Genomic DNA, 22,741 nt, shown 5'->3' with positions numbered 1-22,741 from the left:
AACAACTCGGGTCTTCCCAGGTCGTTCAACTCCACTGAGGGTGAAAGCGACCAGGCATTCACGCCCTCGCTTCACTGCCCGAGCCATGGCAGGCGAGCGTCCGTCAGGCCGCCGCTGCGCGCTCGGACGTCGCCAGTGGCAGCCGCACCCGGAAACAGGCACCCCGCGCCACGGACGTATCCAGCGCGAGCGTTCCCCCGTGGTTCTCCGTCACAATCTGCTGACAGATGGCCAACCCGAGCCCCGAGCCCTTCCCCACGTCCTTCGTGGAGAAGAAGGGCTCGAAGATGCGCTCCCTCAGCTCCAGCGGAATGCCCGGACCGTCATCGGCCACCACGAGCTCCACCATGCCGTCGCGCACGGCCGTGCTCACCCGCACCTCGCCCTCGTTGCCCATGGCGTCGAAGGCGTTGCGCATCAGGTTCAGCAGCACCTGTCCCAGCTGCCCCTTGTGGAAGGAGAAGCGCGGCACCTCGCCACACCGCACTTCAACCCTCGCGCCGCGGGGCAACGAGCGGCGGACCAGCTCGGCCGTCTCCTGGACCATCTGGTTGAGATCATCCGGCTCGAGGCGCGGGCGATCACCTCGTAGGAACGCACGCAGGTCCGCCTGGATGGAGCGGATGCGCTCCGTGGCGTGCCGCATCGCCTCCAACGCCTCGGGCGTGTCCTGGAGCACGAAGTCGATATCCACTTCCTTCCACAACCGCTCGACGACCTCGGCGTCCTCGGGGTGGACCGAGAGCCGCTCGCGACACAGCCGCAGCACCTCTTCCATCTGCTCGAAGTACTCGCGCACCGGAGGCAGGTTGTTGTGGATGGCCGTGAGCGGGTTGTTGATTTCGTGCGAGAGCCGCGCCAGGAGCTGCCCCATGGCGGAGAGCTTCTCGACCTGGATGACCTTCTCGCGGGCCCGCTCGAGCTCGGCGGTGCGAGCCTGAACGAGGCGCTCCAGCTCCACGTTCTCGCGCTTCAGGGCGAGCCCGCGCCAACGCACCACGCCCGCCACGCAGGCCCCGAGCAGCAGCACCCCCAGGCCCCACGCCCACGAGGCCGCCCACCACGGTGGATGCACCACCAGGGAGAAACCCGCCGCGGGCCCCCAGGGCCCCCGTCCGTTGCGCGCGCGCACCTCCAGCCGGTAGCTCCCCGGTGAAATCGCGCTGTAGCGCACCGAGCGCCCCGGCGTGGGGTGCCAGTCGTCCAACCCCACCAGGCGCACCTCGTGCTCCACACGCCGCTCGTCAAACGCGCCCAGGTCCGCGAGCCGGACCTCCAGCGTTGACTCGCCATGCGAGGACTCGAGGCCCTCCGGCGGTGGCCGGGGGAAGGAGCGCGAGCCGAGCACGGTGTCCAGCAGCACCACATGAGGAGGCTCCGCCGGGCCGAAGTAGCGCGCCCCCTCGAAGCGACCGAGGCCACTCGAGGTGCCCACCCACACCAGCCCATCGGGGTCCGCGAGGAAGGAGTTGCCGCTGCAGTCGTCGCCCGGGGCGCCCCCGCTCGCGCCGAACTGCTCGTACTCACCCTCCGTGCTCACGACGTGCACCCCGGCCCCCGTCCCCACCCACAGCCGGCCCGCCACGTCCTCCCCCACCGAGTAGACCATGCCGTTGTAGAGCCCCGTGCTCCGGTCCAGGTGGACGCCGTCGACGAGGCGCCCGTCCCGATACGTGAAGCAGCTCAGGCCCAGGGGATCGTCATAAGACACGCACACACGGCCGTCCCGGCGGATCGCCAGGTAGCGCACCCGGTCGTGGCGCAGCCCCTCGGCGGTGCTCAGGCGCCGGAACACGCCTCCCTCGCGCACATAGAGCCCGTCGCCCGCGGCCCACAGCCGTCCCGCCGCGTCCCGATCCACGCCGAAGAAGGACATCCCCTTGGCGGGCAGCACCATCTGGAAGGACCACACCTCGCCGATGCGGACCACGCGAATCAACCCGCTGGAGGTGGCCGCCCACAGCGTCCCATCCGGCTCCCAGTGCAAATCGAAGGTGTAGCTGGCCGGGTAGCCGTCCGCCTCGGCGAACGTCCACAACCGTCCGCTCCCAGGCTCGTAGCGATGAAGTCCCACCGGGTTGCCCGCGGCCCACACCGCCCCGTCCGGGCCCACCTTCACGGCCTTGAGCGAATAGCCGCTCAGCCCCACGGGCACCCACCCCTCGGGCGTGCCGCGTGACAGCCCCACATCACTGCCCACCCACAGCGTCCCATCGGGACCCCGGTCCAGGCCCCAGATCATGCTCGACGGCAGCCCCGTGGCCGAGTCGTGCACGGTCCACAGGCCCCGTCCCACGGAGCGGTGCACGCCCAGGCTGGCGACCCAGAGCGTCCCCTGCCTGTCCTCCAGCACGTCCCACATCCGTGCCGAGCGCTCCGTGAGCCCCAGCCGGAGGAACCCCGCGCTCTCTCCCTCCACCACGATGAGGCCTCGGTTGTTCGGCACGAGGAGCTGCCCGCGCCGTCCCACGCGCAACCGGTGCCCCGCGCCCAACCCTCCCGCGAGCAGATGGGAGCGCTCCTCGAGCGGCCCTGCCTCGCGGGACTGCACGAGGAGCCACCCATTACCGCTCAGCCACAGTCGGCCCTGTCCGTCCCGCGCGATGGAGAGGATGTTGCGGGGCTCGGACCCCGGCAGCCGACGGCTCCGCCAAACCCCGTGCACATCCCGGGTCAGCAGGCGCGACTCCGAGCCCACCTGGAGTACCCCCGAGGCATCCACCCAGAGCACCTGGGCCGCTCCGCCCGGCCACCCGGGCGACAGGACGAAGAGTCCCGGCGCCGACTCCTCGAACAGCCCGTCCTCGGTCCCCACGAGCATCCGCTTCTGGGTGTCCAGACGGATGCGCAGCACCCGCGAGGAGACACCGTTCAGCGGCACGGAGACGAAGCGGCTCCCGTCCCAGCGGACCACACCGCCCCGAGTCACCAGGAGCAGCCGCCCCTCGGCATCGAGCGTGGCGTCGATCACGCTCGGCGACGGCAGGCCGGCCTCCAGCCCGAAGCGCTCGAAGCGCTCGCCGTCGAAGCGGTACATCGCGTCCGCCGCGCAGACCCACACGAACCCTTCCCCATCCTGGAAGACCCAGGACATGTCCTGGTTCTCGATGCCGGCATCCGTGCCGTAGCTCCGGAAGCCAATGCGCCCCAGAGGCTCCCCCGCGCGCGCCACGTCGCCGCCCCAGCAAACGAGGACCACCGCCAGGAACATGGCGAACCGATGCGACGACATGACTCCTGAAGCCTCTTCTTCTGAAGCGGGGTGGCGCGACTGTCTTTCAGTATACGAAAAGACGAGAGGATCAGCCCGACACGGGGGGCTCGGAGACGACCACGGACGCGGCGGACGCATCAGGAACGGAGGCCCTGCGGCGCCAACGGCCGTAGAACTTCTTCGCGGGCAGTGCGACTCCCAGTGACACCGCGAGTACCGACAGTGCCAGACCCAGCGCGGACAACACGTCCTGCGAGTGTCCCAACCAGCCCGCCAGGCTCGGGAAGGTGGACCAGCCGTAAACGATGGGCAGGTGCACCACGTAAACCCAGAGCGACGCGCGTCCCACCGGGCCCATCAGCCCGTCCAGCCGCGAGGGCAGCAGCATGGCCAGCCCGGCCACCACGGCCAGCAGGCCCACCCGCCACAGCACCAGCGTGGGCTCACTCACCCGAGGGTCTCCGCCCCACAGCGCCATCAGCGCGAGCAGCACGGTGCCCGGACCCATGAGACACAGCCAGTGCGGTACCCGCCTCACGCCCGCGAGCCCCAGCCCCGTGAAGCCGCCCACGAAGAAGTACGCCGACCACGGGAAGAGCGGGAAGTTGGACGTCCTGCCCACCAGCGCCTGCTCCAGCACCAGCGGCCACCCGCCCGCCTCCACCACCGCGCGCAACCCCGCGCTCACACAAGGGAAGAGCACCGCCAGGAAGGCCAGGGTGGCCATCCGCGCCGCCCGCCCCTTCAGCAGCGCCAGCACGCCCGCGCCCAGCAGCAGCGCCCCCGCCACGCCGTGCAGCGCATCAAAGGCCAGGAAGTGCCGCCACACCGCCAGGTCCCCGGCGAACAGCGCCGGCAGCCCCCAACCGGGCCAACGTAACAGGTAGCCCCAGCCGAGCAGCAACCCCACGCGCGGCAGGTACCGGCGCAGCACGTCCGGGCCGTGCGCGCCCGTGCGCTGCACCGTCGTCGCGAAGGCCCACCCCGCCACGAAGAGGAACAGCGGCGCCGTCACGGCTCGCATGGACCAGTACGCGAGCATGCCCGTACTCCCGCGCGCCGCGTCCGACAGCACCGCATCCAGCGTGTGGCCCATCACCATCGCAATGACGGCCACCGCCCGCGCACGGTCCAAGCCCGTGTTGCGGGGGCTCGGCACCGGGGCGGGCGGCGCGACGGCGGGAAGCTGGGAGCTGCTCATGGGTGCGACGACTTCACTCAGACGCGCATCGGCATGACCACGGCCGTGAAGCTGCGATCTCCCGGCGCGTGCAGCACACCCGGGCTGTGCTCGTCGCCCAGCTCGAAGGCCACCTCGTCCGTGTCCGTCACCGACAGCACGTCAATGAGGTAGCGCGCGTTGAAGCCAATGGTGATGGGCGTGCCCCGGTAGGCGATGTCCAGCGCGTCCTTGGCCTCGCCCAGGTCCGGGTTGTTCGCGGTGATGAGCAGCTGGTTCTCCGCCAGGCCCACGCGCACCGCGTAGCTCTTGTCCGCGCTCAGCAGGGCGATGCGCTTGAGGCCCTCGAGCAGCCGCGTCTTGGGCACCAGCACCGACTTCTCCCCCTCCTTGGGGATGACGCGCTGGTACTCGGGGAACTGGCCGTCGATGAGCCGCATCACCATCGTCAGGCCCGTCTTCTTGAAGAGCGCCGAGTTCTCCGCGAACCCCAGGTGGCACTCCGCGTCCGGCGCCTCGTCCAGAAGCCGCTTGAGCTCCAACAGGCCCTTGCGCGGGATGATGACGCCGCCCTTGAGCTTGAAGTCGCCCTGCAGCTCGCGCTCGATGAGCGAGAGACGGTGGCCGTCCGTGGCCACCATCCGCACCTTGCCGCCCGCCTGCGGCTCGAAGAAGACGCCGTTGAGGATGTAGCGCGTCTCGTCCGTGGAGATGGCGAACTGCGTCTTCTTGATCATCTCCAGCAGCGTGTTGCCCATCACCTGCACCAGCGGGGCGCTCTCCTCGCGAGGCAGCTTCGGGTACTCCTCGGGCGCGGTGCCGACGATCTTGAAGTGCGCCGAGCCGCTCGAAATCTCCACGTAGTTGTTCGCCAGCTTCTTGAGCGTGACGTGGGCGTCCGGCAGGTTCTGGACGATGTCGAAGACGTACTTGGCGCTCAGCGTGACGGCGCCCGGCTTCACCACCTCGGCCGGGTGCTCGGAGACGATGCCGATCTCCAGGTCGAACGCCGTGACGGTCACCCCCGACTTGTGCGCCGTCACCAGCACGTTGGCCAGGATGGGCATCGTCGTCTTGCGCTCCACGATGCCCTGAGCGCGGTAGAGGGCCTTCTTCAGCTCGTCGGCGGCGATGCGGAATTCCATCTCGGGGTCCTTGAAGAACCGGGGGGTTACAGGAAAGAACGGCGGCTCCACGGCCGCCTGAGCCGGATGTAGCCTGGGGGGGCCAAGCCGTCAACGAACCTGACGTCTGCGGTCATGCTGACTCGACCAGCACACGGGGAGACGGGGACTTGGACTGCCTCCCCTCGCACGGGCATACAGGTAGCACTTCATCCTACCGACCAGCCAACCGGTCGCTGCTTCCAGCCAGCCCCGCCCCCATAACTTAGGGCGGGTCGGACGAGGAGGCGCCATGCACGACAGGTTCTACAAGACTGACGACGAGTGGCGGGAGCAGCTCACCCCGGAGCAGTACCGGATCATGCGGCAGAAGGGCACCGAGCCCCCATTCACCGGCTCCTTCTGGAACCACCACGGCCGAGGCATCTATAGCTGCGCCGGCTGCGGCTGTACCCTCTTCTCCTCGAAGACGAAGTTCGACTCGGCCACCGGCTGGCCCAGCTTCTGGGCGCCCATCCAGTCCAGCCACATCTCCCACCACGACGATCGCACCTTCCTGCACACCCGGACCGAGGCGTCGTGCAGCCGCTGCGGCGCCCACCTTGGCCACGTCTTCGATGACGGGCCGCCCCCCACCGGGCTGCGCTATTGCATCAACTCGGCCGCCCTCGTCTTCGAGCCCGAGGAGGAGTTCCTCGGGGAAGAGCTCGGCGCCTCCGCCTACGAATAACCCGGGCATGTGCCCCGTCGGGAAGTGGTATCACCCGGGAGGCGGCGAGCTCGCCGCGTCCCTTCCGGAGCCCGAATCATGACCTTGCGTCATCCCCTGCTCTCCGCCGCTCTTGCGCTCGGTCTGCTCGCCGGCTGCAGCAACCGCGCCACTCCCGAGCCCCGCCCCACCGAGCCGAGCGGCACGCCCACCTCCCAGCCCGCTCCCCTGTCGGAGACTCCTCCCGCCGCCAAGAGGCCGAGCCAGGAGCTCCCGACCGACGGCGCCGACACCCACGCACAGGAGCCTGCCGCCATGAAGCCCGGAGTGTACTTCGTGAAGGACAGCGGCGTGCGCTGCATCACTGCGCCCTGCCCCTCCTACATCGCCACCCCGGTGGGCCAGCCCGATGCGGAGGCGATTCAAATCACCGACGTGGACCTCTCCGCGCTCAACCTGCCCGAGGACCGGCGCTCCACCCTCCTCGAGGCCGTCCACGGCCGCGGCGCCGGACTCAAGGTGGAGGCCACCGTGGACACAGTGGCCAAGGCGGGCCCTGGTGGCACCGCCACCGTGCTGCGTGTCAAGAAGGTCGTCGAGGACCGCTAGTCCCCCCGCCCCCGTCCCACGTCCTCCTCCAGAAGGGGTATCCTGCCTCCCTCCGAGTTCACCGGCAGGGAGGCTTCCGCCATGATGGGGCAAGTGGTCATCACACCCCATGTCATGCGCGCGGCCCGAGGGCTCCTCGGGCTGCTGGCCCTGCCGAACCTCCTGCTCTCCGGAGCTGCCCACGCGGCGCATCCGCCTCAGCTGGAGGCCTCGCCGCGCCAGCTCCTCTCCGGACGCGACACGCGCTCCACCCTCACCGTCTCCGGGCTGCCCGCCGACGCGCGCCTCGCGTGCAGCACGGGCCGGATCCTCTCCACCCGACGCTCCGCCCCCGACACGCTCGAGGCCACCTTCGTCCCGCCCCACGCCGAGACCCTCGCGCCCATTCTCTGCGCCGCGGTGTCCCCGTCCTCGGGTGCCCACGCCACCGTGGTGCTCGAGGTGCAGCGCCGCCAGGTGTTGCCGCTCACCGGGCTGCCGCCTCTGGGCCGCGTGGAGGTCCGCATCGGAGACACCCTATACGGACCCGTGCGCGCCAACGCCGACGGACAGGCCGAGGTGGCTGTGCTCCTCGGCCCGACCCAGCCTCAAGCCACCGTCACCACCACGGAGCCCGGCCAGGCGCCCCAGCAGAAGTCCCTGCCGCTCCCCGTATCGTCCCGGCCCGTGGTGCTGCTGATCAGCGGGGAGTCCGCCGTCGAGGCCGATGGTGTGCACGGCGTGCGCGTCTGGGTCTTTGGCATCGACGGGCACGGCGAGCCGCTGGAGACCCCTCCGTCCCTCTCGCGGAGCGGAGGCACCTTCGAGCCCCAGCGCGTGGCGCCCGGTGTCCACGTGGGGACCTTCGTTCCCCACCCGCGGGCCTCTCCGGGCGAGGCGGTGCTCACGGGCCAGTCGGGCGGTGGGGAGCCCTCCTCTGTTCGTATGGAGCTGCGGGCCGGCGTCAAGCCCGTGCTCACCGTGGAGGCCGTCTCGCGCGAGCTGCTCGCGGATGGGAGCTCGGGCACGGATGTCACCGTGAGCGTCCGAGACGAGCGGGGACGCGCGTTGCCCGGGCTGCCCGTCCGGCTCCAGGCCACGCGCGGCGAGGTGGCCCCCTTGCAGGACCGCGGAGATGGCACCTACCTGGCGCGCTACCGTGCTCCCGTTGGCGGAGGCGAGGTGCGGCTCGAGGCCCTCCTCGATGGTGCGCCCCCGGCCTCGCTCGCCCTGACGCTGCGCCCGCCTCCCCGGCTCACCCTGGAGACGAGCACGCACGAGCTGCCCGCGGATGGCGTAACGCGGCTGTCGCTCCAGCTCACCGCGCGCGACGTGAAGGGCGCCTTCGTTCCGGACGGGACGGAGGTCTCCCTCACCTCCACGCTCGGCACGGTGCCCGCCTCCGTGAGGATGCGCGAGGGCCACGCCACCGTCGAGCTGGTGGCGGGACGCAAGGCCGGCGAGGCGCTCGTCGAGGCCCGCTGGGGAGAGGAGCTCGCCCGCGCCTCCGTGCGGCTCGTGCCCGGCGCCCCTGCCCGCCTGCGCGTGCGCCCCGAAGAGCGCGAGGTGCGCTGCGACGGCCAGGACAGCGCGCAGGTGCACCTCCTCGTTGAGGACGCAAACGGCAACCCGTTGGACGGCGTGCCCATCTCCCTGAGCGCGGCAGGCACCCAGGCCGAGCATGGGCACTTCGAGCGCGTGGCAGCACTCGGCAGTGGCGAGTTTGTCACCCGCTACCATGCGCCCTCCCGGTGCGAGGGCGGTGTGGCCACCCTGCTCGCCGCCGCGGGCGAGGCCCGAGGCGATGCCCGGCTCACCCTCAGCTCACGCACGCCCCGAGGCTTCACCGTGCGGCTCGGCGCGCAGAGCAACCTCGGTCGGCTGGTGCAGCCCGCCCTGGAGCTGGAGGGGGACGTGCGGCCCTACGCGCTCGGCGAGCGGCTCGCCGCCAGTGCCTCCCTCCAGGTGGCCTTTGGACGCTTCTCCCTGCGCGGCGAGAGCACGGCGCATGAGTCCTTCGAGCTGGCTGGCGAGGCCCTCACCACCACCGCCTCCGCGGGCGCGCGCTGGCTCATCCCCCTGTCTGGCTCGCTCTCCGCCTATGTCGGCGCTGGGCTCGACGCGCACCTCATCCACATCTCCTGGCGCCTCAGCCTGGACCAGGGCGGCGCCCAACGCCTGCTCACCCCTGTCTTCGGTGGGCACGCACGGCTCGGACTCACCTGGACGTACGGACCGGGTGAGTTCGTGCTGCAGGGGCGCTATGGACTCGCCCGGCTCCCCGAGGGCAATACCTTTCAGGGCCCCATCGGCGGGCTCTCCGCTTCACTCGGCTACCGCTTCCCACTCTGACGAAAGGAGACACGGATGCGCGCTCGTACCGTGGAAGGCTCTTCGTTCCGGCACTTGCCCGGCCTGCTCTCGCTGGCCTGGGTCGTGGTCTGCGTGCTCTCTTGCGGCCCTCGCTCCGACACGCCGCGCCTGGAGAAGGTGTCTCCCGAGCGAGCGTGGTTCGGCGCCCCCGAGCGCCTGCTGCTCAGCGGCGCCTTCGCGCCGGACCTGGCGGTGGACCTGGGCTCGAAGGAGCCGCCCTCGTTGGAGAACCGCTTCGAGGTGCGCATCGGCCCCGAGCGCGCCTATGGCGTGCTCTTCGTCTCTCGCGACACGCTCGAGGCCACCGCCCCGGCCACCCTCCCTCCAGGGCAACACGACGTCACCGTCATCGATGCCCAGGGCCACTCCGCTACCCTGCCCGGCGCCTTCACGGTCGTCGACCGGGACGTGCAGCGCCTCGCCTTCGTCACCTCGATACGCTCGACCCACCCCGAGCAGTGGACGGAGGCCATCCGCCTCGAGCTGAGGGACGGCGATGGCCTGCCCGCCCCCACCTCCATCCCTCGCACCCTGCACATCGAAAGCGACTCGAATACCGGCCTCATTGCCCTGTTGAAGCAGGAGCACACGGCCCTGGCCACACTGGAGGTGACGCTCGCGCCTGGAGAGTCAGGAGTGGACCTCATGTACAAGGACACCACGCCCGGCTATCACACGCTCAAGTCCAGCAGCCCACGCACCGACCAGAACATCGAGCTCCCGCTCATCGCCCAGACGGTGGCCGTGGGACGGTTCGGCCCCCCCACCGCGGTGCGCTTCACCCAGGTGCCCCTCTCACCTCTGGTGGCCGGACAGCCCGTGAGCATCGCCGTGGAGGTGCTGGACTCCAGCGGCGGCCCTGCCTCGCTCCCGGTCAAGGGCATCCAGCTCGACCTGCGCACCACCTCTCCCGGCGGAGGCCTGGCCATCGACCCGTCCGACCCGCCCCACCAGACCCTCTCCCTCATCCTGCAGGAGGCGGGAACCCGGCCCCTCCTCTACCGGGACACACGCAGCGCGGCGGAGGTGAGGCTGATGGTGAGTGCAATCGACCAGGACACCCTCACCGAGCTGGAACCCCACGAGGTGGGCATCGAGGTGATGCCAGGCCCCACCCACCACTTGGAGGTGCAGCGCTCCGGCGCGGGCTCCCTGCAGGTGGGCGTCGCCGAGCACTTCGTCGTCCAGGCGCTTGATACCTGGGGTAACCGCACGCGTGACACCGGGCGGGTACTGCTGGAGTCCGTCCCTCTCGACCCGGGCTTCTCGCGGAGCAGCGTGGAGCTCGCGGAAGGCAAGGCCGCCTTCGACGCCGAGTTCACCCGGGTGCAGAAGGTACAGGTGGTGGCGACGTACCCCAGCGCGCCCGACGTGAAGGGCGCCTCTCCGGAGATCTCCATCCTCGGGGGCCGGCCCACGCGCCTGGTGGTGTCGCCCGTGCAGGGGCCCCAGCGGGCGGGGACGCCCTTCGACCTCACCATCGAGGCCCTGGACCGCTTCGGCAACCGCTCGGAGACGTCCATGTCCGTGACGCTCTCCGCCGTCGGCGTCCCCGTGGGCGCGCTGAGCCCCACCACCACCGGCGCCTTCACAGGGGCCATCAAACTCCCGGTGACGCTGATCCGCCCCGTAGAGGAGACCCACCTCGAGCTCTTCGAGGGCACACCCGAGGAGCCCGGAGAGCTGCGCACGGCCACGGGGGGCTTCGCCGTGCGCCCTGGACCCACGCAGCGCTTCGTGGTGGAGAACACGCAGGGCCTGCAGGAGGCGGGCAAGCCCTTCCCGGTGCGCATCCGCGCGGTGGACGCCCATGGCAACACCACCCAGGACGTGCACGACCTGAAGCTCGGCGCGGAGAACATCGAGGGCAGCCGCATCACGCCCTCCGCCTTCAACGGCTTCCAGGGCCAGGCCGACGTGACGGTCACCGTGACGCAGTCCCACCCCGGCACGCGGGTGACCGTCGCCTCAGGAGCCCTCCAGGGACAGCAGGCCGGCACCTTCGCCATCCGCTCCGGTCCCCTGGCTCGCTTCGAGGTCCAGGCGCCGAGCTGCATTTCGGAGAGGGACCGGTGGAAGCTCACCCTGCGAGCGCTCGACACATGGGGAAACCTCGTCACCTCGTACACGGGGACGGCCCGGCTCACGGTGACGCCGTTTGGCAACATCGCCCCCATCACTACGCAGTCCTTCAGCGGGGGCACCACCACCGAACCGAACGTCGTCATCGGCGAGCTGCTGGGTCGGACGCCCCACCCCTGTCTGCAAGTCACCGCCACCGATGCCACGGACAACAGCAGGTCGGGCTCGGCCTGCATCAGCCTGCAGGCAAGCTGCCCGGCGCCGGTGAAGTGAGCCCGAGTCCATGAGAATCCGCACCCGGCTGCTGCTGCTGCTCATCGCCCTTGCCGCGGTCCCCACCGTGGCCACGGGCCTGCTGGCCTGGCGTGGCGCGGAGCGGGCCCTCGCGGAGTCAGTGGACGAGCAGCACCGGCGCACCGCGCTGGCCGAGGCGGAGCATGCCGCCACCTATGTCCTCTCGCTGGCCACGGAGCTCGACGCGGCGCTGCTCCACCAGGACCCCACCGCGCTCGGCCCCGCCGCGGCCCAGGAGTTCCTCACTCGCGTCTTCCTGCGACGCGACCGCATCGCGCAGGTGGGACTCTTCGACGCCCAAGCGCACCTGGTGGCCAGCGTCTTCGTGGATGACCCGGAGGCCTTTGCGCGGCAGGAGCCGCAGTTCCGCCGCCACGACACCGTCACCGCCCAGGAGGTGGAGGACTTTCAACGCCGCGCGGCGGAGCTCCTCGCCCAGATGCCCGCGGGCCGCACGTACGCCGTCTCCGCGCCCTATCTCACCGCCGTGCGCCAGCGGCCCGCCGTGGTGGTGGCGGCGCGCACGCCCGAGTCCCACGGAGGAGGGCTCGCCGCTGAGCTGGGCCTGGAGGAGCTCTCCCAACGACTGGCCCTGGGTGGCGAGAGCCGCGAGCGCGTCTTCCTGCTGGATGCACAGGGCCGACTGCTGCTGGACGGAGACGTGCAGCGCGCACACCTCCGGGAGGACTTCTCCGCGAAGCTGCCGGAGGCGCGGGGCGCGAGGCGGCCGGGACAGAGCCACTACGAGGAGGACGGCCACACGTGGCTGGCGGCCTTCAGTCCGGTGCCGGAGCTCGGCTGGGTGGCCGTGGTGGCCCGCCCGCGCGAGGCCGCGCTCGCCCCACTACAGGCCCTGTCCCGGAGCACCTTCGAGGTGCTGGGGCTCACCCTGGTGGGCGTGCTGGTGCTGTCGCCGCTGCTGGCCCGTGCCCTGGCACGCCCCATCGCCCGGCTGGCCGAGGGCGCGCGCGAGCTGGCCCGGGGCAACCTCGGCCACCGCATCACCCTCAAGCGACGGGACGAGCTGGGAGACCTCGCTCACGCCTTCAACGACATGGGACAGGCGTTGGAGCTGGCCCACCGCGAGCTGCTGGGCTTCAACGAGCAGCTCGCGGCCCAAGTGGAGGAGCGCACCCGCGAGCTGAAGCAGACGCAGGCCCAGCTCTCGCGCAGCCAGCGCCTGGCGGCCATGGGAGACATGGCGGCCGGCATGGCCCACGAGATGAACAATCCGCTGGCTGCCATCCTGGGCAACGTGCAGCTCATGCTGATGGACCTGCCGGAGGAGGACCCGTCGCGGCGGATGCTCAACACCGTCCACCACCAGGCCCAGCGCATCGCCACCATCGTCCGAGAGCTGCAGCTGCTCTCCGAGCGCCAGCAATCAGGGCGCAGCCCGGTGGACCTGCACCGGATGCTCAACCGCCTCCTGGAGTCGCGAGGCCCGGAACTGACCCAGGTGGGGGTGCGCGTGGACCGCCACTTCCACTCCGGCGAGGTGCGGGTGCTCGCCGATACGCAAGCGCTGGGCGACGTCTTCAGCCGACTGCTGGGCAACGCCCTCAATGCCCTGAAGGACAGGCCGGAGCGCACCCTCACACTGGCCACCCACGTCGTGGACGAACAGCTGGTGCGGGTAGAGGTGCGAGACACGGGCCGGGGCATCCCCCGCGAGCACCTGGAGCGCATCTTCAATCCCTTCTTCACCACCAAGCAGCAGTGGACCGGGAAGGGCCTGTCCCTGGCCATCTGCCACCGCGTCATCGAGGACCACGGCGGCTCCATCTCCCTCCAGAGTGAGCAGGGCGTGGGCACCACCGTCACGCTCGTGCTCCCCACCGCCCCCGCGCAGGGCTCCTTGGTCTGACGCTACTCCCCGCGCTGCTGCCGCTCGTAAAGCACCTCCACGTAGTCGCGCAGCACCCGGAAGGAGTCGCTGTCGTAGAGCAGGGAGCTCCTGGCCGAGACGTGCTCCTCCAGGGCGAACAGGGAGGCGGTGAGCGCGCGCCAACCCTCGAGCATCTCCGCGTAACGGTGCTGCTCGAGCAGGGAGCGGAACTCCTTCACCGCGGGGAGCTCCGCGTGGCGGCTCATGGAGCCCCAGTTCAACGCACGGGAGAGGAGCTCCTCGTTACCGAGCAGCCGCAGCTGCTCCTTGTGACGCCGGCTGGCCTCCTTCTCCCGGCGCCAGAAGAAGACGGCCAAGGCCACCCATCCGACGAGGAACAGGCCTCCCAGCAACCCCACCACCGTGCACATGCGCATGGCGGAGAGTTACCTGACTCCTCGCGCATCCAACAACCCGCGCGTTCCTGTCCCCCAAGGCCCGAGTGCGAGATTCGCCAGGCCAGGAGAACTGTGAGCACGCCGTGGGCCCATCGCCCCCTGACGCCTCAGATGCGAACGCCAATCTGCACGCCGGGCCACAACTGCACCGTGGAGGAGGTGTCGAGCCGCTCCTCCCGCGCCGGCAGCGAGGTGAGCTTGTACCGGTTCGCCTCGCTGAAGGCGAAGTAGGCGTTGTAGGTGGGCCCGCCGAAGAGGGCGAAGCGCTCGAAGAGCTGCACCCCGAACATCAGGCGCCCCTGGGCCAGCAGGTTGCTGCTGCCCCCGAAGGGGTCCCTCACGCGGTGCACCGAGCTGCCCGCCACGTCCCCGTCCAGCCACATGCGATTGCCCCACAGCGGCAGGTGGAAGCCCAGCCCGAGCCCCAGGCTGAAGCGCTCCAGCCGATCGTCCGGCCCGATGCCGCCCAGCAGCGTCGTGTACACGTACTTGCCGCCGAACTTCACGGCGATGTTCGTGAGCTGGATGTCGCTCCCGTAGAACTCCACGTGGAACTGCCCCTTCTTCTCGAAGGAGAGCAGTCCGAGCGGCACGCCCTTCACCTCCTCGGAGACGTTCACCAGGCCGAGCTGCATCCCCTTCACCACCCGGGCCACGTTGACGATGCCCAGCTGCATGCCCGACACGTCCCCGCCCACGTTCAACAGCGACAGCTGCAGGCCCGACACATTGCCCGCGCTGTTGAACGCCGCCGACAACTGCGTGCCCCGCACCGCGCCGCCCGCCACATTGAAGACACCGGCTCCCTGGAAGCCCTCGAAGTCACCCTGCGCCACGTTGAAGCCCCCCGAGCCCTGCACGCCTCCGAAGTTCCCGCCCGTCACGTTGCCGGCGCCCGAGAGCTGCACGCCTCCGAAGTTCCCGCCCGTCACGTTGCCGGCGCCCGAGAGCTGCACGCCCCGCACCGCACCCGTCGCCACGTTCACGCCCCCCGCCAGTTGCCCCAGTCCCACGTCCCCGCGCGCCACGTTCACGCCCCCCGTCGCCTGCATCCCATCCACCGGGCCGAGCGCGATGTTCGCCACCGAGGAGACGTGCGCTCCGCTCGAGCGGCCCTTCACCATGTTCATGCCCGTGGACAACAGCGCACCGTGGGCCTCTTCGTCGTACCAGTTGGCCAACAGCGACAGCGCCACTCCCCGCACCGCCGCGCCCCCATTCACCGCGCCGATCGCGAGCTGGTTCTCCACCGCCTGGCCCGGTGCACGAAGTGTATTGGTGCTCAGCGACGGAATCAGGCTCAGCGCCGTCACCAACTGCGTGCGCGGCCGCCCGACCTGACTCCCGGCCTCTACGGGGGCCAGGGCCGCCTCGACACCCATCACGTCCCCGACCGTGCCCCCGACGTTCCCGCGCGACACGGTGGCCTCCAGCGGCACGCTCTGGAAGCTCGTGGGAGACAGCGGGGTGCGCTGGCCCTCCACGAGCGTGAAGGACGCCTCGGAGGCCCCGCTGCCCAGCTCGCGCCGCACGTGGTAGCGCCCGGGCGCCAATCCCAGCTCCGTGGGCCGGCCCGGCAGCTTCTGCAGCTCCACCACCAGCGTGCCCGCCTCGTCGCGCACGAAGAGCCGGCCCTCCAGCGCCTCCGCCAGGTACAGCCCCGCCGAGGTGGCCCGCAAATCCGTCATCACCAGGTCGCCCGAGCCGGCCAGCTCGATGTCATAGGCGGGGTGCTGAGCGCCGCCGCGCGTCTTCTCGGTGCGGGCCAGCGTCTCGTGGAAGGCGAACTGGTAGGCCTCGTTGAGGGTAACGCGCCCGTCGCGGGTGGAGTCCGCCGCACCGCGCAAGCCCGAGAGCAGGTGGTGGGTGAAGTACGAGCCGCCCAGCCTGTCGGACTCTTGCGACGCCTCGTCCTCGCTAGAGGAAGTGAGGATGGCGTGGCCCCGCACCTTGCTGCCCGCGTCCACGAGGAAGGCGGGCCGGCGGGTGCCGCCCTTGGTACGAGCGAAGGCGCCCGACGCGCAGCTGTCCAGCACGGCGATGCGCACATCCGCGGGCAGGGCGTTCAGGGCACGGCGCAGCTCGCCATAGTCCAGGCGCTCGCCCTTGAGCAGCAGCCCCTCCTCGTCCGAGTGGCCCGAGTAATAGACGAGCACCTCCACGCGCGAGGCCCCGGACGCCCGGGCGGCCTCGGTACGCGAGCGCAGGTCTCCGAGCGCCGCCAGCAACTCCGCGCGCCCTGACTCCACCAGCAGGCGCCTGTCTCCAGCGGCGACTCCACCCAGCTCGCCCAGCACCTTGTCGAAGGACTTCGCGTCCGACACGGCGTAGCGCAGGCGCACGCGCTCAGGGCCGCCGTCGTTGACGCCCACGAGGAGCGCGAACCGCCGCACGGTGCCCGTCTCCGCGAGGGCCGGAGCGGCGAGCAGCAGGCCGAGGAGGACGAAGGCTCTGGAAACGCTCATGGCGAGGACTTCTCCAGCAAAAAGGAGGTCTGCATGTACCGCGAAGGAAGGGGCAAGCGCGAGGCTCGCGCCTCCGGATGGGCAGCAAACGAGCGGGCGGCGGCGAGCACCTCGTCCAAGGCGAAGGGAGTTTCGGCCGTGACGAGGAAGAAGCGCTCGAAGCCGGGGGCGTCGTCCAAGGCGTAGGCGCCGGGCAACGCATGGGTGCCGGAGGGTGCGAGCGGCACGGAGGCAGTGCCGGACTCGGGGGCATGCAGGGTGACGGTGCCACGTCCGTCCACGGAGAGGATGACACCATGCGCCCGGCCCGCGGCCACGTAGGCCAGCTGCACCACGTCCCCAGGAGCCGCGAGCGCCCCATCCGCGAGCTCCTCAGCGGACTCGGCATGCTGGCGATGAACGGTGAGCCGAGCCTCCAGCCCCTTCAGTCGCGTCTCCTCCAGCTCCACCTCCGGGCCCACCGGGGCGGAGACCTGGGGCCGCACGAGGACGACGAGGGCCGCGACCGCGAGCGCCGGCACGAGGGCGAAGGCTGGAAGAAAGGAGCGGGAGGGACGCTCCCCGCGAGCCCGCTGGACGCGGACCCGGGACTGCACCCGGCGGGCCACCTCGGCGGGTGGGAGCCGGGCAAGGATGGCAGCGGTGTCGGCCTCGAGCGCGGCGAGTCGGGCGGCGCCGTCCGGCTCCTCCAGGAGACGGGCCCGGGCGGCGGCGAGCACCTCGGGGGGGAGCTCACCGAGGGCAATCCGTTCAAGCAGCCAGTCGGGTGTGCGATAGGGGGGACGCATGGTGCCTCCAGCGTTAGGGGAACACCGGCCCCCGAACGAAGTGTCACCGCCTTTTTTGATCCTCACCTTTTTACCGATCATGCGCTCCCTCCCCCGCTCTCCGAGGGATTGGGCGGGCGGTCTACGCACGTGGGCCTACGCCTGCCCGCGGACGTGTTGAGTTCCTGTGGCGTCCAAGGCCGTCCGCCTCTAAGGAGTGCACCCATCCGGAGACCGTTTCCCCACACCCCAGCACTGCGCTCATCCATCCGTGACGACGACCGACACCCTTGAAGCGCTCAAGGACTCCTATCTGTCCGCTCAACTCGCGGGAAACCGCCGAGAGGCCCTCCGCCTCCTCGTGGACGAGGGCATCCTCCGGGGAGTTCCCCTGCCCACCCTGCACCTGGAGGTCATCCAGAAGGCCCAGTGGGAAATTGGCCGGCTGTGGCAGGAGAACCACATCTCGGTGGCGCAGGAGCACATGGCCACGGCCATCTCTCAGCTGGCCCTGTCCCATCTCTACCGGCACCTGCCCAGAGATCCACCCAATGGCCGCCTGGTGATGATCTCGTGCGTGGAGGGCGAGCTGCACGAGCTGGGAGCGCGCATGGCCAGTGACTTCCTGGAGATGGCGGGCTTCGACGTGCGCTTCCTCGGCGCCAGCGTCCCCACGGAGCACCTGGTGCGGGAGGTGCTCGGCTCCAAACCGGACCTCCTGGCGCTCTCTGTTACCATGACGTACCACCTCCCCGCGTTGCGTCAGGCGGTGGCCGCGGTGCGCGAGGTCGCACCGATGTTGCCCATGGCCGTAGGGGGATTGGCTTTCACCTGGGCTCCCGGGGTGGAGGCAGATCTCGGAGTGCCCTTCTTCGGCAAGGACGCGCGCGAGCTGGTCGCGGCGACCTGCAGGATGTTCAAGGTATAGGCATGCAATCTCTCGCGAGGCAGGTCGAGAGCCTCACCCAGCGGCTCGCCGAGACGTCCGTCTTGGGGCTTTACGAGGACCCCTTCTGGTTCGCCCGCTACGGCGAGGACCGGGCCCGGCGCTTTGGCGGTGAGGACGCCGTCTTCCACGTGCGCTACCTGGTGCAGGCGCTGGACGCGAGGGAGGTGGGCGTCATGGAGCGCTACGCGCGCTGGCTGCAGGGACTGCTGGTGCCGCGTGGCATGAGCTCGCGCCACATCGCGTTGCACTTCCAGGGGCTGCACGCGGCGCTGGTGCGCGAGGGGCTGACGCAGCCGCCCCAGGCCCTGGAGTACGTGCGCGCGGCCGAGTCCGCGCTGGAGTGGCCCGAAGGCCCCGCGCGCGCCGTGCACGAGGTCCGGGATGCGCTGGTGCGCCAAACCTTGAACGCGCTGTCGGCCCGGGAGGGCCCTCCCTCACCCATGCAGGAGCGCCGTCTGGAGGAGGAGTTGCTCCTGCAACTGTCATACCTGATGGACGCGCTCGGCATGAAACGGCCGGGGCTGTTCGTGGAGCATGTGCGGTGGTACGCGGGTTTCTGGCCGAACCGGGATCTGCGGTACACCTACCGCGGGCTGCTGGAGGCGCTGGAAGCGGCGCTCGCCCAAGAAGCCTCCGTCTCGGAGTTGCCCCGTGCAACGGTGGCGACAGGGCTCACCGCCCTGGAAAAGGAGCATTCATGACGACGCCCGTACCCGCGTCCCTGTGGCATTTCCTGAGCCGCGAGGTGGCGCTGGTGTGCGATGCGTCTGGCACCCTCACCTGGGCGGATGAGCGCGCGGTGCGGCTGCTGGAAGCCGTGCCGGGCCAGCCGCTGCGCAAGCTGGCGGCCCAGGGGACCGAGGACAAGGTGGACAAGCTCATCACCCTGGCTCGCGACGAGCGGGTGGAGGGCTGGGAGATCATCCTCTGCGTGGCGGGCATGCCGCGCACCTTCGCCTTCCGGGGCGCCCCACACGAGGGAGGCGTGGCGCTGGTGGGCAGCCTGGTGTCCGAGGACTACGCCGAATCGCTCTCGCAGGTGAGCGAGACGATGAGCGAGCTGGCGGCGCTGCACCGCGAGACGGAGCGCAACCAGCGCGAGCTCAAGCGGCGCGCGGACGAGCTGTTGCGCCTCAACCGGGAGCTGGAGGAGTCCAACCGCGGCGTGCGCACCCTGCACGCCGAGTTGGACGAGAAGACGGAGAGCCTGGTGCGCGCCGCGGAAATCAAGAGCCGCGTGGTGGCCAACGTGAGCCACGAGTTCCGCACCCCGCTGCACTCCATCCTCGGCCTGGCGCGGCTGCTGCTCAACCCCATCAACGGCCCGCTCGCCCCCGAGCAGCAGAAGCAGGTGCAGTTCATCCGCACCTCGGCGGAGGCGCTCTTCGAGCTGGTGAACGACCTGTTGGACCTCTCGAAGATGGAGTCGGGCAAGGCGACGCTGCGGCCCACGCGCTTCAGCTCGGGAGACTTCCTGGGGGCGCTGCGCGGGATGATGAAGCCGCTGGTGCCGGCGGACTCGGCGGTGGAGCTGCGCTTCGTGGAGCCCGAGGCGGACCTCACGCTGGAGACGGACGAGGCCAAGGTGAGCCAGGTGCTGCGCAACCTGGTGTCCAACGCGCTGAAGTTCACGGAGAAGGGCCACGTCACCGTCTCGGCCGAGCGGGGCCCGGACGACACGGTGTGCTTCCGGGTGCGCGACACGGGCATTGGCATCGAGCCCTCGCACCAAGGGCGTATCTTCGAGGAATTCACCCAGGTGGAGAGCCCGCTGCAGAAGAAGGTGAAGGGCACGGGCCTGGGGCTGGCGCTGTCGCGGCGGCTCGCGGAGTTCCTGGGCGGCAGCCTCACGGTGCACAGCACGCCGGGCCAGGGCGCCACCTTCATGCTCACCATCCCCCGGGTACACCCGGAGGTGCAGGAGATGGCGGGCCTGGCCGAGCGCAGCCAGCAGTTGGACCCGGGCCGCGCGCCGGTGCTGGTGCTGGAGGACGATCGGCAGACGCTCTTCCTGTACGAGAAGTACCTGGCGCGCTCGGGCTTCCAGGTGCTGCCGGTGCGCACGGTGGACGAGGCGCGGCGCACGATTCAGCGGGTACGCCCGGCGGCGGTGGTGCTGGACGTCATGCTGGAGGGCGAGACGAGCTGGGGCTTCCTCTCCGAGCTCAAGGGCAACCCGGCCACGCGCGACATCCCCATCCTGGTGGTGACGCTGATGGACCGCGAGAACAAGGCACGCGCGCTGGGCGCGGACGAGTTCTGGCTCAAGCCCGTCGTCGAGGAGCAGCTCTTGAGCAAGCTGGCCGCCATGGCGCGCACGGGCCCGGTGCGCAAGCTGCTCATCATCGACGACGACGACGTGCACCGCTACCTGCTGCGGCAGCTCCTGAAGGACACGCCCTACGTGCTGGCGGAGGCGGCCACCGGACCCCAGGGCATCCAGCTGGCGCGCGAGCAGGTCCCCGACCTCATCTTCCTGGACTTCGTGCTCCCGGACATGACGGCCTTTGACGTGCTGGACGACTTGAAGGCCGACCCACGCACGCGCGACATCCCCGTCATCCTCCACACGTCGCGACAGTTGCAGGACGACGAACGCCAGCGGCTGGCGAAGGAGACCGCGACCATCATGGCCAAGCACACGCTGAGCCGTGAAGTGGCCATCGCCCGCATCCGGGACGCGCTGCACAAGACGGGCCTGGGCACTGATAACGGAGAGAGCCGCCGTGGCTGACATCACCATTTCTGCTTCCGCGACCATTCTCAACGTCAACGACGACGAGGCGACCCGCTACCTGTCGACGCGCACGCTGACGATGGCGGGCTACCGGGTGCTGGAGGCGGGCACAGGTGAAGAGGCGCTGCGGCTGGCCGAGCAGGAGCGGCCGGACGTGGTGGTGCTGGACGTGAAGCTACCGGACATCAGCGGCTACGAGGTGTGCCAGCGGCTGCGCGCCCGGCCGGAGACGGCCTCCATCGCGGTGATGCACACGTCCGCCACCTATGTCACTCCGGACAAGAAGGTGCGCGGGCTGGAGGGCGGCGCGGACGCCTACCTCACCGAGCCCTTCGAGAGCGAGGAGCTCATCGCCACGGTGCGCTCGCTGTTGCGCATGCGGCGCGCGGAGCAGGAGCTGCGCCGGCGCGCGGAGCAGCTGACGGAGACGGACCGGCGCAAGGACTTGTTCCTGGCCATGCTGGCGCACGAGCTGCGCAACCCCCTGGCCGCCATCACCACCGCGGTGGGCATCCTCGAGCGTCGGACCTCGGTGGACCCCAAGGATGGCCGGATGGTCTCCATCATCCAGCGCCAGACGAACCACCTGGCGCGGCTGGTGGACGACTTGCTGGACGTGAGCCGAATCACGCGAGGCAAGGTGGAGCTACGCCGGCTGCGAGTGGACCTGCGGGGCGTGCTGGAGCAGGTGTTGACGACGTTCCACCCGCTGGCGGAGGGCCGCCACCTGAAGCTGGAGTCGCGCCTGCCGGCGATGCCGCTGTGGATGGAGGGAGACACGACGCGGCTGGAGCAGGTCTTCACCAACCTGCTGGACAACGCGACGAAGTACACGGACGCGGGCGGCTCCATTCAGGTACGGGTGGAGCTGTCACCAGCGGGGGACGGGAGCCCGGGAGCGCTGGTGCGGGTGAAGGACACGGGCATCGGCATCCGGGCGGATGTGCTGCCCGTGGTCTTCGAGCTGTTCTCCCAGGCGGACGAATCACTGGAGCGCACGCGAGGGGGCCTGGGCATCGGGCTGACGCTGGTGCACAACCTGGTGGAGATGCACGGAGGCCGAGTGGAGGCGCACAGCGACGGCCCCGGGAAGGGCAGCGAGTTCGTGGTGTGGCTGCCACTGCTGCCGGCGGCGTCGGTGTCGGAGCAGGAGGTGGTGCTGCCCACGTTGGTGAAGAGGCGCCGGCACATCCTGCTGGTCGAGGACAACGCGGACGCACGGCAGGCGCTGCAGGACTTGCTGGAGACGTGGGGCCACCGAGTGGAGGTGGCGGCGGACGGACTGCGCGGGTTGGAGCTGGCGGTGCAACGCACACCGGAGCTGGCGTTGGTGGACATCGGGCTGCCGGGGCTGGACGGCTACCGGGTGGCCGCGGAGCTGCGGGCGAAGATGGGCCACGGCATCCGGCTGGTGGCGCTCACGGGCTACGGAGGAACAGACGACCAGAGCCGAGCGCGCCAGGCAGGCTTTGATCTCCACCTGGTGAAGCCGGTGAAGCCAGACGAACTGAGCCGCCTGCTGTCGGAGCTGTAACCCCACCACCTCCCTCTCCCTCCGGGAGAGGGTCGGGGTGAGGGTATAGGCGAACAAGTGAGTGCCATCGTCTCGACACCAGCTCCGCCCATGGGGTGACGAGTCACGACGTCCCTGCTCAACTCACTTTCCACGGCGTCACGCCATGAGCAGATAAAGGTGCACAGCGAGCTCACGTGACGTGCGTCAGTACGGGGGGTGGGGTCATGAGCGCGACAAAGGTCTGCCTGCTGGTCGTTGCGGGGATGCTCACTGGGGCTCCGGTAGGAGTCGTGGGAGCACTGTCCGCGGAGCAGGTCCATCCAGGGGTGACGAGGTGCGAGCCGGGCACGAGGGACTGCGGGGCGGCGCGTGCTCTGGAGGAAACATCACCGAGAGCCTCGAGCACGGAGCACCACCCGTGCGACTGGATAGAGACATGTCAGGTGCCCTGCGGTCG

At 70.2% G+C, this 22,741-nt stretch carries 15 protein-coding genes; 9 read left to right on the top strand and 6 right to left on the bottom strand.

All coding sequences use genetic code 11. The features are described 5' to 3' along the window. Nucleotides 1–103: 103 nt before the first annotated feature. The 3 genes from F0U60_RS02425 to dnaN all read right to left on the bottom strand — a co-directional run bounded on the left by F0U60_RS02425 (nt 104) and on the right by dnaN (nt 5,539). Nucleotides 104–3,232, bottom strand: coding sequence for an ATP-binding protein (locus tag F0U60_RS02425; protein ID WP_395813503.1), 3,129 nt, complete (start codon nt 3,230–3,232; stop codon nt 104–106). Nucleotides 3,233–3,302: 70 nt separating this feature from the next. Then, nucleotides 3,303–4,415, bottom strand: a complete 1,113-nt coding sequence (locus F0U60_RS02420) for a heparan-alpha-glucosaminide N-acetyltransferase domain-containing protein (protein ID WP_395813501.1) — start codon at nt 4,413–4,415, stop codon at nt 3,303–3,305. A gap of 17 nt (nt 4,416–4,432) precedes the next feature. Then, nucleotides 4,433–5,539 carry a DNA polymerase III subunit beta gene (gene dnaN, locus F0U60_RS02415; RefSeq protein ID WP_395813499.1) on the bottom strand — a complete coding sequence of 369 codons (1,107 nt, stop codon included), beginning with the start codon at nt 5,537–5,539 and terminating at the stop codon, nt 4,433–4,435. 271 nt (nt 5,540–5,810) lie between these two features. Between dnaN and msrB the strand changes: the two genes are divergently transcribed. From msrB to F0U60_RS02390, 5 genes are all read left to right on the top strand, one after another. Then, nucleotides 5,811–6,248, top strand: a complete 438-nt coding sequence (gene msrB, locus F0U60_RS02410) for a peptide-methionine (R)-S-oxide reductase MsrB (protein WP_395813497.1) — start codon at nt 5,811–5,813, stop codon at nt 6,246–6,248. Between the two features lie 78 nt (nt 6,249–6,326). Then, on the top strand, nt 6,327–6,836 hold the full coding sequence (locus F0U60_RS02405; RefSeq protein ID WP_395813495.1) for a DUF6748 domain-containing protein: 510 nt from the start codon (nt 6,327–6,329) through the stop codon (nt 6,834–6,836). 81 nt (nt 6,837–6,917) lie between these two features. Then, nucleotides 6,918–9,167 carry an invasin domain 3-containing protein gene (locus tag F0U60_RS02400; protein ID WP_395813493.1) on the top strand — a complete coding sequence of 750 codons (2,250 nt, stop codon included), beginning with the start codon at nt 6,918–6,920 and terminating at the stop codon, nt 9,165–9,167. Between the two features lie 15 nt (nt 9,168–9,182). Continuing rightward, entirely contained in the window at nt 9,183–11,543 is a 2,361-nt protein-coding gene (locus F0U60_RS02395) for a hypothetical protein (protein WP_395813491.1), read from the top strand. Between the two features lie 10 nt (nt 11,544–11,553). After that, a complete protein-coding gene (locus F0U60_RS02390; protein WP_395813489.1) occupies nt 11,554–13,431 on the top strand; it encodes an ATP-binding protein in 1,878 nt (625 codons plus the stop codon). 2 nt (nt 13,432–13,433) lie between these two features. Here the strand turns inward: F0U60_RS02390 and F0U60_RS02385 are convergent, their stop codons facing one another. From F0U60_RS02385 to F0U60_RS02375, 3 genes are all read right to left on the bottom strand, one after another. Further along, nucleotides 13,434–13,829, bottom strand: a complete 396-nt coding sequence (locus F0U60_RS02385) for a hypothetical protein (protein WP_395813487.1) — start codon at nt 13,827–13,829, stop codon at nt 13,434–13,436. A 128-nt stretch (nt 13,830–13,957) separates the two neighbouring features. Continuing rightward, nucleotides 13,958–16,315, bottom strand: a complete 2,358-nt coding sequence (locus F0U60_RS02380; protein WP_395813485.1) for a caspase family protein — start codon at nt 16,313–16,315, stop codon at nt 13,958–13,960. Further along, a complete protein-coding gene (locus tag F0U60_RS02375) occupies nt 16,312–17,103 on the bottom strand; it encodes an ActD-like protein (RefSeq protein ID WP_395813483.1) in 792 nt (263 codons plus the stop codon). Before F0U60_RS02375 ends, F0U60_RS02380 begins: the two co-directional genes overlap by 4 nt. Before the next feature lie 250 nt (nt 17,104–17,353). Between F0U60_RS02375 and F0U60_RS02370 the strand changes: the two genes are divergently transcribed. From F0U60_RS02370 to F0U60_RS02355, 4 genes are read left to right on the top strand one after another with little or no spacing between them, the layout of a single operon-like run. Further along, nucleotides 17,354–18,010: a B12-binding domain-containing protein gene (locus F0U60_RS02370; RefSeq protein ID WP_395813481.1), complete on the top strand. Its 657-nt coding sequence runs from the start codon at nt 17,354–17,356 to the stop codon at nt 18,008–18,010. Between the two features lie 2 nt (nt 18,011–18,012). Beyond that, on the top strand, nt 18,013–18,732 hold the full coding sequence (locus F0U60_RS02365) for a hypothetical protein (protein ID WP_395813479.1): 720 nt from the start codon (nt 18,013–18,015) through the stop codon (nt 18,730–18,732). Further along, nucleotides 18,729–20,765, top strand: coding sequence for an ATP-binding protein (locus F0U60_RS02360; protein WP_395813477.1), 2,037 nt, complete (start codon nt 18,729–18,731; stop codon nt 20,763–20,765). The genes F0U60_RS02365 and F0U60_RS02360 overlap by 4 nt, the downstream gene beginning before the upstream one ends. Continuing rightward, on the top strand, nt 20,758–22,302 hold the full coding sequence (locus F0U60_RS02355; protein WP_395813475.1) for a response regulator: 1,545 nt from the start codon (nt 20,758–20,760) through the stop codon (nt 22,300–22,302). The genes F0U60_RS02360 and F0U60_RS02355 overlap by 8 nt, the downstream gene beginning before the upstream one ends. Nucleotides 22,303–22,741: the final 439 nt, after the last annotated feature.

Source organism: Archangium minus (assembly GCF_044360475.1).
Lineage (GTDB): Bacteria > Myxococcota > Myxococcia > Myxococcales > Myxococcaceae > Archangium > Archangium minus.
This window is presented reverse-complemented; position numbering and strand designations above follow the sequence as displayed.